Annotated in this window: 14 protein-coding genes and 1 pseudogene; 5 read left to right on the top strand and 10 right to left on the bottom strand. The window is 43.3% G+C overall.

What is annotated here, in order from left to right:
- Positions 1-7: 7 nt before the first annotated feature.
- The 3 genes and pseudogenes from R7P72_RS07960 (at position 8) to R7P72_RS07950 (ending at position 3,622) form a co-directional block, all read left to right on the top strand.
- Positions 8-2,472 (top strand): annotated as a pseudogene (locus tag R7P72_RS07960) (EAL domain-containing protein).
- A gap of 86 nt (positions 2,473-2,558) precedes the next feature.
- Positions 2,559-3,269 carry a hypothetical protein gene (locus R7P72_RS07955; RefSeq protein WP_005376761.1) on the top strand — a complete coding sequence of 237 codons (711 nt, stop codon included), beginning with the start codon at positions 2,559-2,561 and terminating at the stop codon, positions 3,267-3,269.
- A gap of 152 nt (positions 3,270-3,421) precedes the next feature.
- A complete protein-coding gene (locus R7P72_RS07950; RefSeq protein WP_005376762.1) occupies positions 3,422-3,622 on the top strand; it encodes a DUF4250 domain-containing protein in 201 nt (66 codons plus the stop codon).
- Between the two features lie 21 nt (positions 3,623-3,643).
- Here the strand turns inward: R7P72_RS07950 and metR are convergent, their stop codons facing one another.
- Positions 3,644-4,555, bottom strand: coding sequence for an HTH-type transcriptional regulator MetR (gene metR, locus R7P72_RS07945; protein WP_005376763.1), 912 nt, complete (start codon positions 4,553-4,555; stop codon positions 3,644-3,646).
- 281 nt (positions 4,556-4,836) lie between these two features.
- Between metR and metE the strand changes: the two genes are divergently transcribed.
- Positions 4,837-7,119: a 5-methyltetrahydropteroyltriglutamate--homocysteine S-methyltransferase gene (gene metE, locus R7P72_RS07940; RefSeq protein WP_005376764.1), complete on the top strand. Its 2,283-nt coding sequence runs from the start codon at positions 4,837-4,839 to the stop codon at positions 7,117-7,119.
- Between the two features lie 133 nt (positions 7,120-7,252).
- On the opposite strand, the gene R7P72_RS07935 is transcribed toward metE, so the two are convergent.
- From R7P72_RS07935 to R7P72_RS07900, 8 genes are all read right to left on the bottom strand, one after another.
- Positions 7,253-7,645 (bottom strand): GspS/AspS pilotin family protein, encoded by a 393-nt coding sequence (locus R7P72_RS07935; protein WP_005376765.1) that lies wholly within the window; start codon positions 7,643-7,645, stop codon positions 7,253-7,255.
- A gap of 3 nt (positions 7,646-7,648) precedes the next feature.
- A complete protein-coding gene (locus tag R7P72_RS07930) occupies positions 7,649-7,945 on the bottom strand; it encodes a YciI family protein (RefSeq protein ID WP_005376766.1) in 297 nt (98 codons plus the stop codon).
- Between the two features lie 115 nt (positions 7,946-8,060).
- Entirely contained in the window at positions 8,061-8,456 is a 396-nt protein-coding gene (gene yciA / locus R7P72_RS07925; protein ID WP_005376768.1) for an acyl-CoA thioester hydrolase YciA, read from the bottom strand.
- A 225-nt stretch (positions 8,457-8,681) separates the two neighbouring features.
- Entirely contained in the window at positions 8,682-9,245 is a 564-nt protein-coding gene (locus R7P72_RS07920) for a septation protein A (RefSeq protein ID WP_005376769.1), read from the bottom strand.
- A gap of 199 nt (positions 9,246-9,444) precedes the next feature.
- Positions 9,445-9,687 carry a hypothetical protein gene (locus R7P72_RS07915; protein ID WP_005376770.1) on the bottom strand — a complete coding sequence of 81 codons (243 nt, stop codon included), beginning with the start codon at positions 9,685-9,687 and terminating at the stop codon, positions 9,445-9,447.
- 111 nt (positions 9,688-9,798) lie between these two features.
- Positions 9,799-12,339 carry a hybrid sensor histidine kinase/response regulator gene (locus tag R7P72_RS07910; protein ID WP_213907179.1) on the bottom strand — a complete coding sequence of 847 codons (2,541 nt, stop codon included), beginning with the start codon at positions 12,337-12,339 and terminating at the stop codon, positions 9,799-9,801.
- Entirely contained in the window at positions 12,332-13,516 is a 1,185-nt protein-coding gene (locus tag R7P72_RS07905; RefSeq protein ID WP_213907180.1) for an acyl-homoserine-lactone synthase, read from the bottom strand. The genes R7P72_RS07910 and R7P72_RS07905 overlap by 8 nt, the downstream gene beginning before the upstream one ends.
- 156 nt (positions 13,517-13,672) lie before the next feature.
- Complete coding sequence (locus R7P72_RS07900) at positions 13,673-14,932, bottom strand: dicarboxylate/amino acid:cation symporter (RefSeq protein ID WP_005376774.1); 1,260 nt, start codon at positions 14,930-14,932, stop codon at positions 13,673-13,675.
- 543 nt (positions 14,933-15,475) lie between these two features.
- On the opposite strand from R7P72_RS07900, the gene R7P72_RS07895 reads away from it, so the two are divergent.
- Entirely contained in the window at positions 15,476-17,017 is a 1,542-nt protein-coding gene (locus tag R7P72_RS07895) for a long-chain-fatty-acid--CoA ligase (protein ID WP_054577681.1), read from the top strand.
- Positions 17,018-17,143: 126 nt separating this feature from the next.
- Here R7P72_RS07895 and R7P72_RS07890 read toward each other — a convergent pair whose 3' ends face one another.
- Positions 17,144-17,839 (bottom strand): Crp/Fnr family transcriptional regulator, encoded by a 696-nt coding sequence (locus R7P72_RS07890; RefSeq protein ID WP_005376777.1) that lies wholly within the window; start codon positions 17,837-17,839, stop codon positions 17,144-17,146.
- Positions 17,840-17,949 lie beyond the last annotated feature (110 nt).

The raw sequence follows: 17,949 nt of genomic DNA, 5'->3' as shown, positions 1-17,949 counted from the left end.
CTAGGGTATGAGTGAATCTACGACAACAGTGCATCCAAAAATGCAAACGACTTCCAGTCTAACTCCTGTTATAGAGTGGTCTTACGATATTGATACTCGCGAGTTCGAATGTGATCAGCAAGGAATGGCAAAGGCATTTGGGATAAGTACGCCAGTAACCAGCCTAAATAACTTGTTTGATCATATGCTGATGGGGCAACAAGAAACGCTAAAACAACGAATTCTAGAAGTGGAACTCTTTGGCGGACGGGGGCGGTTTTCTTGTTGCATGATGCTAAAAAACGTTAACTTAGTGCACGTTACTATTAGTTTTGAAAGGCTCAATAAGCGCATTATCCAAGGCACTATCATTCCACAATTAACAATCACTGGTTGCGAGGAGTTAGCGACAATCCTCGAAACGATTTTTGATCTGCCGAATGTAGGAGTTTTAGTTGCCGATGAAGATACGCGCATCTTAGGTTGTAACCGTGCCTTTGAGTTACAAATGGGCTATCAAAACCGAGATCTGGTTGGGCTTAAAACTCATATTTTCAGTACCTCTCACCATAGCCAAGCGTTTTATGATCAGCTGTGGCAGCAAATTAATGATGAAGGATGTTGGTGTGGTAACTTGCTGAGCAAAACAGCAAAACAGCAAACGGTAGCAACCAAGCTCATCATCTTTGTATTTACCGACTTACGTTTCATTCTGGACGAATTCTTTATCTCGGATTTTCTACGGATATTTCTGCTTCGTTGTTGTGGATGAAAAATCGTTGTGAACAACAGCATGATTGGGCTGCCTTTTTACCAACGAGGAAAGAATTTGAACTCCAATTAGCTACCTTAGCGAATGAAAGCAGAAATAAAGAACTCAACATTGTTATGACACTAAGACCCAAGTTTTCGGAGAGATACTTGCTTGAACAGCAATTAGGTTTTGCAGATTTTATTATGCGAAGTCGCTACACCAGTATTGCGGGGCAGTTATCTCGGGATGTGTTTGTCGTATGCTTGCAGACCCCTCATTGTCAATGGTTGAGCCCGGTTCGTTTGATCCAAATTGCCATGAAAGGGTTCTTTAATGAGCTTAGAAATGAAATGGGCACAAAAATGCATGCCACTATCGTTAAAGGCCAAACTGGTGTGTCAATCCTTGGCTATGATACGAACCGACCAAGACAAGCGCTAGCACATGCAGCGCAAGCAATGTTGTCCTCTATTTCCTGTGAAGGCAGCTATTTCAACTTTTACGACAGTGAACTTCACTCTGAATTAGTGAAGCGCCAACATCTCGAGGCGTTTTTGGAGGCGCAAATAGAGAGTGGGCTAGTGGACGTTTACTTTCAACCGATTATCGACGTTCAAACCGGAAGCGTGGTTAAGTTCGAGGCTCTCGCACGCTTCTATGATGAAAATGATGCGTATTGTACGCAAAAGATGATCGCTATTATTGAAGATCTAGAACTCATAGCGGCACTTGATGATGTGGTCTGCCAAGCTGCGTTGAAGCACTTTCCGCGCTTACAAGAAATTTATGGCGAGGAAGTGGGCGTGACCATCAATCGCTCCCTCAATACGAAATTGGATTCTCTTCAGATCCTTCAGCGGTCGCATGATTTGATTAAAGCCAGTGGTGTAGACCCTAAGCGAGTAACTATCGAGCTAACAGAAACCGCGTATTTTGAACAAGATGAGGAGCATACTCGAGCTCTAGAGGAAGTGCGGAAAGAGGGCATTGAGATCGCGATTGATGACTTCGGTACTGGGTATTCTTCTTTTTCTTATCTAGAAAAAGGGCAGTTTGATTTACTGAAAATAGACCGAAAATTCGTCAAGAACATTCATAAAGGGAGCACCAGCTATAACATTGTGAAAATGGTCACCGAGCTTGCACAGCAAATGAATGTAAAAGTGGTTGCTGAAGGCGTGGAATCTAAGCAAGAACTTCAAGTATTGGCAGAAATCGGTGTCGATTACATGCAGGGCTTTCTATTTTCTGCTGCCGTGCCTGTCGATTTGATGGATAAAGCGGACAGTTATGAGCATCTGTTCTCTGACATCGCGATTGAGTCTAAGCAAAGTGATGTGTTGCAATCTTTGAGCCATGAACAAGTCAGGTCTATGGACCCTGGAGAACCGCTCTCCTTGGCAGTGGAGTACATGAATTTGAATCCAAGCTTGCCTTTAGTTGTTCTCAATGAAAATCGTTGTGTTGGGTTAATTACGAAAGAGACGGTGAATTTACACCTAACGCCCTCGATGGGCACAGAGCGAGAAACTGAACGAGAAAGCCGAATTTGGAAACGTCCTGTTAATCAGATAATGAGCACCGAATTTGTGTTGGTTGATGAGGATTTACCTGTCTCTGTTATTCGAGAGTTGGTTAAAACCGGGATTCGTTTCCCTTGGGTACTGTGTAATACCAAAGAAGAGTACCGTGGAGTTTTAACGCAGGAAGACGCGTTGAAGTATCTTGCTTCTCTGTGAATAAAATTGTCTTACCGTTTTAGCTCATTTGGGGGCCGACTTTCGGTGGTTTGGCGATAGTTGATTTGATATTATCGCCCCCCAAAATGACTTTTGAGCGTGCATTCAACATGATTCAACAATTGCTGGTTACTTTCCCTCCGATGCTATTTGGCGCACAAGCGCTACTGACTTTGCTTCTAATCAAGGGCGATATTTGTCCTGGTCAGCGAGGACGTCTTCATAAAATGTTGCCTGCAGTAGCTGTATTGTGGCTCGCTGTTGCGTCACTTCGCATTGAAGCATTTATGATCGTGTTTGCTATTTTCTACTTCTATTCTCAGGTTCAAACCAAGAAAACGCGTGAAAAAGGGCCACTATGGGCGATGCATTTAGCGAATGGTTTGGCCTTTGCGTATGTGAGTATTCAAGTATTTGAGCAATCAAGCTGGCCAGCATCGATAGCGATGGCGCTAATGATATTTTTCCTTGGGGCGTCATTTTCTCAATTGCTGCTTACGATAGCTCGCAGCAGATTACAGGCATTTCACCGTATTTTACCAGTTACGGGCATTGTGTCTGGAATGCTATTAGTCATCGCAACGTTGTTTGCTTCTTACCAGTTAAATGAAGCCACACTAAACGCTGCGACACAGCCGATCTTGCTGTCTTTAGCTATGCTAATTTCTTCAATTATTGTGTGGTGTTGGCATATTTTTACGCATAAGAAACCAGAAAAGGTGCAACTGAGCGTTGCCTTGTTTCTAGCACTCGCGTCGATGACGAGCCTGCAAGGTTTATTCTCTCTAGCGGCTTAACCTCTATTCTAAAGACAAAGCTAGACAGCTTATATCCAAGTGCTTTCTTGGTGCTTGGGTATAAGGTGATCACGTTTTAGATCGCACTCACTTTAAATTCGCGTGATTACTACTACGCTTGTTTATATACCTTGTCGAAGAGGAGAGTCGCGATGGATTTAAGCAATGTAGGTAATCTGGACAGCACTATTTTGCTAGGTATCGTCAACGAAAAGCTACGTTTAGAGTGCGACAGTTTTGACGAGTTAGTATCAGTGTATGAGATGGATGTAGAGTCTGTAGTCGGCAAGCTTGATATGCTCGGTTATCAGTACGATCCATTGACTAACCAATTTAAAGCATATCAACGCTAAGCCTTTCATAACCCAAATCTTTTAAGCCACCTTGATTCCGTCAAGGTGGCTTTTACATTGTAGCCTCGCGGTTGCGAAAAAAGCTTGTAAGTAACGCTTCTCTTTCTCTGAGTGACGCGTTGCTGCAAACAAGCGACGCCATAAGCCTTGGCCGAAAGGTTTACTGGTAATAAGACCTTGGCGAGAAAATTCAGAAATCGCCCAATTGGGTAGTGCGGCCACCCCCAATCCAGCAGAGACCATCTGAACTAACATGAGAGTGTTGTCGGCTTGCTTCCATTTCGCAGGTTCTATTCCTGCTGGCTGAAGAAAGTGTTTTACGACGTCTAGCCTTTGTTTTTGAACAGGATAAGAGAGCATGGTTTGATCTGCGAGATCTTGCGGATCAATAATTTCTTTTTCCGCCAATGGGTGGTTGGTTGCGGTAATTAAACGCATTTCAAAGTCGAATAGAGGCTCGTAGTGGACTTCAGATCGAGGTTGGATATCGGAAGTAATAACGAGATCGAGTTCGCCTGCCAATAGAGCTGGGAGTGGTTCAAAGCCAAAACCAGAGGAAAAGTCCAATGTTACGCTAGGCCAAGCAAGTTGGTACTCCCTAAGTGCAGGCATTAGCCATTGGAAGCAAGAGTGACATTCAATGGCCATATGTAATCGGCCATTGACGTCCTCTTTCAAGCTCGCTAAATCATTTTCTGCTCTTGCGAGTTTCGGAAGGATATCTTCTGCAAGACGCAATAGGATTTCTCCCTCTGAAGTGAACTTCACCGGACGAGTCTTTCTCAGGAACAGTTGCCCTCCAATTCGCGCCTCCAAATCTTTGATCTGATGAGACAGTGCCGACTGAGTGAGATGCAAAGCGGTCGCTGTCGCCGTTAGAGAGCCAGTGTCTCGAAGCGAAGTGAGTGTCCGCAAATGTTTTAGCTCTATCATGAATTCCTTTCATCCTTTGTTGCTCGCTATGAACAGAATAGCAATCGTGTAAATAACTTAACGACAAAAAATGGATATGTAAACGTCTAGACGTCTATTTGTTGTTTTTATTTGCGAATCATGTCGCTTCATGATGAATTTTTTTAATAAACAAGTTGAATAAATGGACGTTGTTCTAATATCAGATGAGAGCGATAGTTTAGCCATCCAGACATCTTATCCTTTACAGAAAGATGCTCTGATACAAACAAATTGAACAAAATTGAGAAAGGAATAGGGACATGGCGACAACGACTCACATACTAGGTTATCCACGCATTGGTGAAAAAAGAGAATTAAAATTCGCTCAGGAGAAATACTGGCGAGGAGAAATTGATCAAGCTGAGCTTAAAAAGGTTGGGGCAGATCTACGCGCCAAAAACTGGCAAACACAAACGGATGCTGGTCTGAGTTTTGCCACCGCTGGCGACTTCGCTTGGTACGATCATGTACTGACGACCACGTTGCTATTGGGTCATGTGCCAAAGCGTCACGCTGATGGTTTCCCTAACCTGGATACGTTGTTCAAAGTGGGTCGCGGTCAATCTCAGGCGGGTTGCAGCTGTGCGGGCGCTGCGGCATCGGATATGACCAAATGGTTCAACACAAACTACCATTACATTGTCCCTGAATTCAGCAAGGACGATACGTTTGAAGTGAGCTGGCCGCAACTGTTTGAAGAAGTCAACGAAGCGCTTCAAGCTGGCCACCAAGTGAAGCCTGTTTTGCTTGGTCCAGTCAGTTACCTTTACTTGGGCAAAGAGGTCGAAGAAGGGTTTGACCGCTTAACCCTGCTACCACGCTTACTTACTGCTTACCAAGCTATTTTGGCAAAGCTAGCAAGTCAAGGTGTTGAGTGGGTTCAGATTGATGAGCCAATTTTGTCACTGGAGCTAGAAAGCAAATGGGCTGATTCGTTTAAGCTAGCCTACCAAGTGATTCGAAGCGATGTAAAAGTGCTGCTAACGACGTACTTTGACTCCGTAAGCGATACGCTAGACAAAATTGTAAAGCTACCAGTGGATGGTTTACATATCGATTTATCTGCCGCGCCTCAGCAGCTTGACGACGTGGTTGCCAAACTACCGGAGGGGTGGGTGCTGTCTGCTGGCGTGGTCAACGGTCGTAACGTGTGGCGCTCGGATTTGAGTGCGCAACTTGAACGTCTACAGCCAGTAAAAGAAAAACTGGGCGACAACCTTTGGGTTGCGAGCTCATGCTCTTTGCTACATAGCCCGGTTGATCTGGAACAGGAAACAGAACTCAGTGAGGAAGTGAAAAGCTGGTTTGCGTTCGCAAAACAAAAAGTAACAGAAGTCGCCTTGCTTGGCCGCGCACTCGATGGTGATCAAGATGCGATTCTCGCTTGTGATACCTACAGCCAGCCAATCAAAGCACGTAAAACGGCAACGCATGTGAATAAGCCACAAGTTCAAGCACGTTTAAACAGTATTACTGCGTCACTTGCCGAGCGCAGCGCACCTTACGCGGAGCGTGCTGCGCATCAAGCTGAAGTATTGGGCTTGCCTCTGTTGCCAACCACGACAATCGGTTCTTTCCCTCAAACGGGTGAAATTCGTGTTCAGCGCAGTGCTTATCGTACAGGTCAATTATCTGAGTCTGAATATATCCAAGCACTTAAAGGACATATTGCTGACGCAGTAAAACGTCAAGAGGCGCTCGACCTAGATGTGCTTGTTCATGGTGAAGCAGAGCGTAACGACATGGTGGAATACTTCGCTGAGAACTTGGCGGGTTTTCAAACGACCAAATTTGGTTGGGTACAGAGTTATGGCTCTCGCTGTGTGAAACCTGCCATTGTAGTTGCTGACATTGAACGTGAAAAACCGATCACGGTTGAATGGTCGACGTACGCCCAGTCGCTAACCAGCAAACAGATGAAAGGCATGTTGACTGGACCAGTTACGATTTTGTGTTGGACGTTCCCACGTGAAGACATCACACGTCAAGAAATTGCGCAGCAACTTGCTTTGGCACTGCGTGATGAGGTGTCTGACCTGCAAGATGCAGGCATCAATATCATTCAAATTGATGAGCCAGCCATTCGAGAAGGTTTACCACTCAAAAAACGCGATCAAAAAGCGTACTTAGAATGGGCCGTAAATGCGTTTAAGGTCTCTGCGGCAAGTGCAAAACCAGAAACTCAGATTCACACTCATATGTGTTACAGCGAGTTCAATGAAATCATTGATTCGGTTGCGGCACTCGATGCGGACGTCATTACCATTGAAACATCTCGCTCGAATATGGAGTTGCTGAAAGCATTTGAAGAGTTCAATTACCCGAACGAAATTGGCCCTGGTGTTTATGACATTCACTCACCAAACATTCCTACGGAAGAATGGATTGAAGGTTTAATCAAGAAAGCGGCAGAAAAAATTCCGGCTCAACGTTTGTGGGTAAACCCAGATTGTGGTCTGAAAACACGAAACTGGAAGGAGACAGAAGCCGCATTGGCAAATCTGGTTTCAGCGGCGAAGAAGCTCCGTGCTGAGCTGGCGTAACACGTCGTTACAGCAAATAAAAACGGAGACTGTGGTCTCCGTTTTTCTATTCTTAATTGTTAACTTTCGTTTTCAGATTATCCAATAATAGCGAATCATCGTCTCATGCCGAAAGCAACAAAAATTACTGTAGCTACTTCACCTGAGTACAAGTCTGTGCTGAAACCAACTCATCTGCCATCAACTGACCGCGAGAATTACGTACCTTAATACGATACATCAAGCCCATATCAATTTGCTTGCGAACTTCTGGGTTGCTGCAGTAGGTATAGATACTGGTATTCAGTACTTGATTTAACGGCTTTGCACCGAGGGCGCCATCGTTATAAATCATCATCATCTCTACAACATTTTTGTTGGATGAGACACGCATTATTTGCAGTGGACCGTACTCTAAAGGGAGACCAGCTGACAAGACTCCTGCTCGGTTTGATGCCATAAGCTCAAGTTGGCGCTGCTTATCATCGGTTGATGAGCAGCCAGCCAGAGCACCAAATACCAAGAAAAGACACAGTAATTTTTTCATAAATTAAAACACTTTTTTGAACGGTTTCACGATTACATTATCGTAAACACCAGCCGCTACGTAAGGATCGGCTTCTGCCCACGCTTTAGCATCCTCTAGCGAGGCGAATTCAGCGATGACAGTTGAGCCCGTAAATCCAGCTTCACCAGGATTGTCAGAATCTATCGCAGGCATCGGACCAGCTGTAAGAAGGCGACCTTCGTCTTGTAGCTTTTGTAAGCGATCCAAGTGTTGTGGGCGAACGCTCATGCGTTTTTCCAACGAGTTCTCAACGTCCTGTGAAAAGATGACATACCACATAGCATAGTTCCTTAATTGGTAGGGTAAAGTGTTAATTTAACGCCTTTTTTGTGTCTCTCACAAGTGAACAACAGAAAATGTGAGATCCTTTCTAACTGTTAGCGTTGTAGGTTGACTAATTCTGAACCGGACGTGGTTTACCTTCACTGTCAATGGCTACGTAGTTGAAGGTCGCATCACAAACCATGAAGCGTTCGCCAACACCGTGAGCTTTGACGGGTTTGACCCATACTTCCAAATCGACACTCATGGATGTGCGGCCGATCTTAGTGCATTCGCCGTAGCAGCATACGACATCGCCCACACCAACAGGTTTTTTGAACGTAATGCTTGATACCGAAACGGTGACAACGCGACCACAAGAGATCTCTTTTGCCAGAATCGCGCCCGCTAAGTCGAGCTGAGACATTATCCAACCGCCAAAAATATCGCCATTGGCGTTTGTATCTGCAGGCATTGCAAGGGTACGAAGCAGCATTTGACCTTTCGGAGAGCTAATTTCTTGACTCATTGTGACATCCTAAATCTTAAAGGCGCTCAAACTAAGCGCCAACATAGTAAATACCTAGAACCAAAGGTCCTTAAAAAACCGCAGATACCGGACCAGAGAAAGTTGGTTTACAGCAGCAAGAATGGTCTGAAAACGGTACGTTGTTTGAGCGGTTTACTGATACATGGAGCAAAACAGCGACCCTAAGGTCGCTGTGAAGTCGCGGATTATAGCAAAACTGAGTTTTTAATCATCAGTGGACACATCGGATGAGTTATTTTTTTGTTCTTTTGGCATGTGTTTATAAATGTAAAAGCCAGTCGCAATCATGTAGGCAAATGTCGCGATCAACATTCCAAATACTTTGAAGTTAACCCAAACATCCAACGGCAATTCGTAAGCAATATAAATGTTTAGGCCAGCGAAGAATGAGAAGAAGCCAACCCAAGCCCAGTTAATCTTTGCCCAAACAGCGTCAGGTAACGTAATTTCCTTGCCTAGCATACCTTTGATGGCTGATTTTCCCAATGCGTGGCTCACTGCTAAGCCAATCGCCAGAATCGCGTAAATGATGGTGACTTTCCACTTTATAAAATTGTCGTCGTGGAAGAAAAGGGTCATGCCGCCGAAGATAGTGACGATAACAAATGTTATTAGCTGCATCTTTTCGACTTTCTTATACAGCGCATAGGTGACGACAAGCTGAATGGCTGTTGCTACGATCAGTGCACCTGTCGCCACGTAGATGTCGTACAGCTTGTATAAAGCGAAGAAAACGATGAGTGGTATAAAGTCTAGGATCTGCTTCATGATGGCAAAATCTACCTAATTGTTGAATTGAAGACAGTCTAACGGAATCTGACAAGATGTGAATACTGAGGAAGTTAAGGTAAGAATAGTAACGCTTAGTATATCGTACAGCCCGCAAGCTTCTTCCATGTCGAAACAGCATATGGAAGGAATAAAAATTGCCGCGATGAGGCGGCAATAAAGTTGAGAGTTTTAAACCTTAAGCCACACGTTGATATTGGGAAATAAGCGTTTTTACATCTTCTAAATAGCCTTCCCGTAGTAAGTTATCGACCGTTGCTTCTAGCTCTTCGAGAGACATCGTGAAGCAAGTGGATTTACCAGTCATCAGGCTCAGATATTGATGATACTCTTCTTCTGTATAGTGGCCTAAGCGATCAAGTAACAGTGTTTTGATTCCATGATGAATCAGGCCGTAGTATGTATGTCGATGAAGTAACATGGCGATCTCCTTATCAAGCTCATACGCTACTCTTTTGTAGCCTGCTTGACCTTCTGGATAATTCGATTTACTCCAATAATGCACATCTAGTGCCAATTCTATATTTGCAGATTAAAAAGTGTTGGAAGGTGCAAAATTCTCGTTCTGTAGCCATCTTTGGATGACGACTTGAAGTGCATTTAACGTGGTGGGCTTTTCGAGTCTGTCATCCATGAGTTTCGAAATTAGCTCCAACTCTCTAGCTCCAGACTCACCAGATAAGGCAATGATTGGAACGGAGGATGTGATTTGCTTAATCCGTTGGCTTGCGTCAAATCCATTCATTACCGGCATTTGGACATCCATAAGAACGAGATCAATCTTGTGAGAGTGGAATAGTTCTACCGCAGAGGCTCCATTATTTGCTTGTAAGCTGTTGACTCCCAATCTTTTTAAATACATCTGTACCAAGGTGCGTTGCACCTCTTTGTCATCAACAATGAGCACTGTTGGTGCATCTTTACATACTTGTACGTGTTGAGCTGAATGATTTTCAGAATGTGATGGAGTTGCTTTCCAGCTATCAAAGTCCGGTGCTCTTAATGTCTCTGGTTTTGGTGCGTTTGGTACGACTGGGAAATACAAGTAGAATTCTGTGAACTCGTTCAATTCAGACTGGCACTCTATTCGTCCTCCGAAGGAGCGCATAACACGTTGGCAATAGCCCAAACCTAAGCCACTGCCTCCGCTTTTTTGATACGAGAAAAAGTCATCAAATATCTTGTGTAAGATACTGCTATCTATACCTGGCCCACTATCTCGGAAGATCAGAATGTTTTCGTAAGCCCCCGTCTGGGTACGAATCTCAATTTGACTGTCGGGATAAGAATCAAAATAGTAGATAGCGTTACGAATCAAATTGAAAATGACAAAGTTAAACAGGGTCTCATTTAACTTCGCGACAAAATCGTGTGCCTGTGGCAGGTTAATTCTCTCTATTATTTGATCGTTTTCAAAACCATAACGGCTTACTGCTTGGTCGATGGCTTTATGTATGGAAGTGAGAGCTAAAGGCTCATGCTCTGGTGAACTGTCGCTAACTTCTCGTAAAATAATATCGATAAGTTGTCGACCGCGTTGTATAGCGGCTTCACCTTTATCAATTTCTCTTTTTAGCGTATCCAGTGAGGCGTTTGACTCTATATGTTGTTTTAAAGCTTCAAATTGTAATTGTACTTGAGCGAGAGGGTTACGCATTTCATGTGCAATGGAGTTAGCCAGCGCACGGCTTTGGCGTACCTTTCTATCGGCTTCAATGGTGCTCTGGATGCGAACTAATAACGTTTGCAGAGCTGAGATTTCTTCATTAGAAAACAGCTTATTATCTATTTTATGTGAAGAAATTAGTAAGTGAGTAACAGACTTTCCACGACCGAAGAGAGGCATAACGAGCGCAGTATTGCTTGAGCGCATGCGCTCGTAGAGCTTTCTCATCGACCCTTTAGAAGAGGAGGCATAATCAATTTCTTCAGACAACTCATCAAGCACGAGAACTGACTTGCTTGACGGCAGGTACTCTTCGTAAAACGTTTCTGTGTAATTGCTAGTGACTAGCTGCAGCTTGTTGTTTGGTATGTTAAGTAACGATGCCAACTGATGCATAGCATCATCTATTGAGCGTTTAAACTCTTCCTCTAACCCAAGGATTTGCTGAACGGGAGTGTGTCGTTTCCCATAAATAAAATACGAAGCGTAACGACTGACTCGCTTAAAAAGCAAGTGCCAAGTGATACCGATAAGCGCACATAAAGGTACCGCAACAAGCCATTGGTTATCTTCAGAGATAGGAATAAATATCGCCCCTAGCGGCAGAACAAAAATGGCGCAGACTAAGAGCGCGCTTACCGTTAAGTACGTGAGATATTTAGCGCTGTAGAAGCGAGAGGTAAGTAGGGCATAGCCGACAAACAACATTTCGCTGATTGAAAGTGCTGGTGGTAACCAAGTTAGGGAGAAGTCGCCAAGGAAATACGTCATTCCAAGGTGTATCACTGCCGTAGATAACATGAATACCAAAATGCCAGCGATCATATAGTTGCTTTTTGCTAGCGTGAGCTTGCTGCTGTTCGCGCGCATGGCAATCAAGTTAAGCAGCGTTAGTACCACGAAAGCTAGCAAACTAATGAAAAAATATGAGGTATGTGGGCCAAATTCAATGACGAACTGGCTTGGACCACTAATGGTGACATTTTCGACAGTAAGATTCGGCACTAAGTTGATGTACAGTGAATACGTTGCTAGTGCGACAAAGACGACTTTTTGCCAGACTTTGACCGCTGTTTTTTTAACATCTGCGGTTAACTGGCAAGAAAAATAGAATGCAAACGCAAAGGCGAAAAAAGACGCTAAGTTCGCTAACTTAGCCATAAAAATGCCACCAACAGAGCCTAATTCTGGCAATAAATCGGTATGGAAATAGGCGTTGCTGCTTATCCAAACAATGATACAGCTGGAATAAGCGATGTAAGGCGCGTGATGCGAGCCTAAGATTGATTCACTCTTCTGTTTTAGGCGATAGCAGTAATACAGTAGCCAAGCGAATACTATTAGTACAGTCGCGTACAATGCCATTGCTTTTGGGTAAAAGAGACCGTGCAAATGAACATCAAGCATGCTCATTCACCTTTTTATCCATTCTTTTTGTTCGTACGCAATGTTTGTAGTCGCGAAATTGTATGTCTTGAAATGCTTCAACCATCATACCTAAATTCCAGAAACCGCGGTATGTCTTGGTACCGTCACCGTTAATGTCGCGGTATCCTGAGTGAAAGTAGGCACTTAAATCAATAGATTGATAGAAATTTAACATAAATACTTGCTCAATAATGGTAAAGCCGAGCTTATAGCCTGCTTTATAGAGCTCGCTCATCATAGTTTTTTGCGCCAGATACAAAAAATACAGCTTTTGTTGAATGTTGCCTCCCACCGTAAGACGCAGTACTTCGCAAACCGCTTCACTGTTCTTTACACGAGATTGAAACTGAGCATCAAACCCAATAAGAGTGTGCTCATGAGTTAGAGCACGACACTCCAAAATACCCAGTTGATTGAGAACACTGTACCCATGATTAGGAAAGCAAAACTGCCATTGTTCGTTACTAAACTGTGGTGAGTAACTGAGCCAGTTATTTCGTTGATGCCAGCTTTGCACTAAAGCGGAGGAGACCATGATTGGTGAAGATGACGATTTGAGCAAGAGGGCAAAGTGCTGCCCTTTTTGCGAGAGTGATAAAAGAGGCAAGATTTCAAACCATTGTTCAGTTTGGACGAAAAGCTCAAGATTACTCAGTGTGATCGCTTCGGAAATCGGCATTAACGCTGCATGATTTGGCAGCATTACCTCAAGATCGCAATCTGCGATATCTTCAATTAACACGCTAGTATAGCTGTGGTCGTCAAACGGAAGCGGAGTAGGAATCGCAGCTTCGTTTGAAGGATATTTTTGCTTGATTGCTTCGATCTCGCATTGACACCAGAAAACCATCCAATGCGGGTAACAATCTGCGGCAAGTTGTTCAAGTAAACGAATCTCTTTGGAGAAACCTGTCGGATACTGTTGCACTAAATCTCGATAATCCATTAACTCAAATAGTGCAGAAAGACTTTTTGATGCGTGTTTAGGAAAGAGAGATTTAAGCAGTTTTATTCGATACAGAGCAACCTGTTGAAAAAGAGCATCTCGTTTTTGTTTCGTTAGGGTAAGAATAACTGAGTCAACCAGGGCCTGCTGCTTTGATTCGATCGGCAAATTTATTTTGGTGAGATATTCCAAAGATTGCTCAAGACTCATGATATAACCTAGCTCTAACGTTTTGTTATATTTTGTAATGGTTTATATCATTTTGAAAAATTTATGCCATCGGTTTCTATTTGTATAGTTACGTAATGCAAGAAAAGACAAAAAAACCGCTCATTATGAGCGGTTTTTGGTCTATTCAAGAAAGGGTTAGGCTTCTTGCTTTTTTAGCTCAGCTTCTGCCGTTTCTTCTTCAATTAGCGCATCAACGATAACTGCACATGCAGCATCACCTGTGATGTTCAGTGCTGTACGAATCATATCGAAAATACGGTCAAGAGCGAATAGCAGCGGTAGACCTTCAATTGGAATGCCAGCGGCAAGAAGCACGGCAACCACTAGGAAAGAAGGGCCAGGAACACCCGCTTGACCAACCGCACCCAATGTAGACGTTACGATAATTGCAATGTAAGCGCCCATGCCTAGATCGATATTGAACAGTTGAGCAAAGAAGATAGCAACCAAGCCATAGTAAATCGCATTACCTGACATGTTGATCGTTGCGCCTAGAGGCAGAACAAATGATGCAGTTGAATTTTTTACGCCCAGCTCTTTTTCACAGGTGTCCATTGTAACAGGCAGTGTTGCCATAGAAGACGCTGTTGAAAGCGCAACTGCTTGCGGTTTCTTCATTGAAGACAGGAATTTCTTCGCAGATGTCTTCGTGAAAACATGCACCATTGCTGGGTAAACAACGAAACCGAAGATTAGGATGGCGGCAACGTAAACAACGAACAGTTTAAACACCACCATTAGCGCACCAAAACCGAACGTACCGACGGCTTCTGCCATCAGACCAAATACACCGATAGGTGCAATGATCATTACTTTGTTGATCATCCAAACCATTGCGTCAACGATGCAGTTAACACCATTGATGATTGGTTCACGACGCTCTTTTGCTTGCTTAGAAATCGCAATACCAAAGAACATACAGAAAACGAGGATCTGTAGGATGTTTGCTTCATTTAGTGATTGGAAAACGTTGGTTGGGATCATACCAGTGATGGTTGCCCAGAAAGTAGGTAGTTCACCTTTTGAAGCGTATTCTGCTGAGAACATGCCTTCAACGCCAGAGACGTCGATACCCATGCCTGGTTGGAATACTTCACCCATAAATAGTGCAAGCGCAACGGCTAGGGCGGATGTTAAACCAAAATAACCTAGAGTGACGATGCCAACTTTACCTGCTGACTGGCTGTTCCCAAGACCAGCGGCGCCAGAAATCAAGGCTACAGCGACCAAAGGAATAACCAACATTTTGATTAAGTTGATAAAGATAGCACCTAAAGGAGCGAACACTGTCGCATCATGACCCATCATGGCACCAACGGCTGTGCCCACGATCATGGCGATTACGACTTGTACGCCAATGTTGTTTAGCAAACTCTTTTCTTTTAACACTTCCATAACCTCTGTGCTAATAAAATGTAAAATCCTAAAATTACCCACTAACCATAAATGGATTTACGGATAATTATCTCGCCTTGCTTTTTACACTTATCGTTTACAATTGGCAATATGCAGCAAGGTATTATTGATGGATTAATCGATATTTTATTGACGAACGATAAAGTTTTGTTCAATAGCAAACGTTTGCTATTGATTTTTCTTATAAGGGTCGCACTTAGGATTGTTCAAGTTTATTTTTCTTTATTTGTTTTCTTTTTGTTAATTTTAACCGCTTTTGTATTTGCTATTGCAGTCAGAGTTTTTAGTGACTTGGGTTGATATTTATAACAATTCATCTCTTTCAAGCTCACACTTTTATTAATTTGCCTTCTGAAATGTTAATTGCTTTACATTCTTGGCTCTAATTGCGTTGTAAACATAATGTTAAATTGTAATGACTGGTGAGACTCAAATGCTGACGATCCAGTGTTAGAGATAACTTGCTTAGTTAATGCTCCTGAGCTGATTAGACGAGAAAGACAAGTAAGAGGTGAAGAGACTATGATGAATCTTGCTGCTGCGTTACAAAGAAATGCTGCGAGTAAACCAGATAAAACGGCGTTGATATGTGGCACTGAAAAGATAAATTATGCGCAGTTTGATGCGATCGCCGGCAAGATCGCAGCGTCTTTAATCAATAAAGGCGTAAAGCCAGGTGACCGCGTTGCGATTTCATGCCCAAACATTCCTTTTTTCGCGTTTGTTTATTATGCAATACAAAAAGCTGGCGCGGTTGCAGTCCCATTAAATGTGCTTTTGAAAGCGCGAGAAATTAAGTATCACTTAGAAGATTCAAAAGCGAAGTTTTATTTCTGCTTTGAAGGGACGAAAGAACTGCCAATGGCAAAAGAGGGTGTCAAAGCCTTTGAACAAGTCGATACATGCGAAGGCATAGTCGTATTGACTCAATCTCAAGATGAAAGCTATTGGAATGGTGTAATAACTCTCAATGCGTTTATAGCCGATGTCCAACCGTTGCCGGATTATATACCGCGTAATGCGGATGATACATGTGTGATTTTGTATACATCAGGGACGACAGGCTTACCAAAAGGCGCTGAACTGACTCAGCAGAACATCATAATGAACGCTCTGGTGGCACAAAACATTATGGGCAGCCAGGCCGATGATATTCACTTAGTAACTTTGCCTTTATTTCATACATTTGGTCAAACCGTCCACTTAAATGCTAGTGTTTTGGGCGGGGCAACATTGGTGTTAGTGCCTAGGTTTGAGCCTAAACATGTTCTTGAGCTGGTGGAAAAACATAGGGTGACGATATTTGCTGGTGTGCCAACGATGTACATCGGTCTGCTTCATGTGCAGCATCAATTTGATACCTCGTCATTGCGTGTTGCAGTAAGCGGTGGTGCGCCATTACCAACCGAAATCTTTCGAACCTTTGAAGAAACATTTAATGTGCCGATCTTAGAAGGATACGGGTTGTCGGAGACAAGTCCTATTGCATGTTTTAATCATTTAGATCAGGAGCGAATACCAGGCTCGGTAGGTCAACCGGTTCAAGGCGTCGAAGTAAGAGTTATCGACATTGAAGGCAATGCACTACCGATAGGCGAAGAAGGTGAGATTGTTGTGCGTGGTCATAATGTTATGAAGGGATATCTTGACCGCCCAGAAGTTACTGAATCTGCGCTACAAAATGGTTGGTTCCATACTGGTGATGTGGGCCGCTTTGACAGTTCAGGTAATTTATTTATTGTCGATAGAATGAAAGATCTGATCATTCGAGGTGGATTTAATGTTTATCCCAGAGAAATTGAAGAAGTTTTCATGACTCATCCTGCAGTTTCAATGGTAGCGGTGATAGGGATTCCAAATGAAGAGTATGGCGAAGAGATAAAAGCCTACGTTGTACTTAAACCAAAAGAATACATTGACGCCGATTCATTACATAAGTGGGGTAAAGAGCAATTAGCCTCGTTTAAATATCCTCGTTATGTCGAAATTCGTGAACACCTCCCGATGAGTGCGACAGGAAAGATTTTGAAACGTGAGTTGAAATCTGAATTGAATATAGCTTAGTTAATTCAATGGTTTTTGTGTCACAGCGCCACTTGCCTAAGCGCAAATGGTGTTGTGCTCTTGACCAATTAGATGCATAAGTTTTTTAGCTATCGTTAGACAATACTTAGCGTTTGTTGAATGAATCTATTGCTCGAGTTCTTTAAAGTATTCTTCTAAGCGTTTCGGATTGGTAATGGTTACTGAGCCATAGTTTAGCTCTAGCATCCCGATACTTTCTAGTCGTTTTAGTATCTTGTGTACGCTCTGACGAGTTAGCCCCATCATGTTAGCGATATGTTCTCTTGTTACCCTGACAACGCATGGTCGAGTATCGATCGCTTGATTAAGTTGGTATTCAGCAAGTAGCAGCAACCTTTTGGCGACTCGTTCTTCAATTCCTCTAATCGCGTCATCTTCGATAACAGAAATAGCAGACCACAAGCGGCGGCTAAGTAAGTCTAGTATAGTGGGGTAACTTTGAGGGTATTTGGCGAGTAATTGGCGAAATTTATCTCCAGGAAGCTCCATTACAGTCACGTCAGAATGCGCGGTCGCACCAAAAATACGAGGCATACCGGGAGAAAAAACATTGTCTCCAAACCAGCCACCAGCTTCGAAAATCATCAGTGTGACTTCTTTGCCTTTTGAACTAATTGAGTTCACTCTCACTGCACCTTGAGCTATGACCATAAGAGAAGATTGAAGCGCACCTTTATTGCAAATCAGTGCTTTTTCGTCGAAGCAGCGAACCTTAGTCATTTGCGCTGCTTCACTAAGCCCTTTATCTGGCAGCCCTGATAGTACAGGACATTTGGCTAGCAGTGTTTTGACTTCTTCCATGTAGCAACCTTACTGCACATTGCTTTATTGAGTTAGTTAAGTTACCCAAGCTTAACACTCTTTGAGTGCTCTGCTTGAGATAGATTTGGAAAGTGCGGGCGTTGAACAAA

Origin of the sequence: Vibrio sp. Vb0888 (genome assembly GCF_033338835.1) — a bacterium.
Classification (GTDB): Bacteria; Pseudomonadota; Gammaproteobacteria; order Enterobacterales; family Vibrionaceae; genus Vibrio; species Vibrio alginolyticus.
The sequence above is the reverse complement of the archived record's forward strand: the minus strand, read 5'-3'. Positions and strand labels throughout refer to the sequence as shown.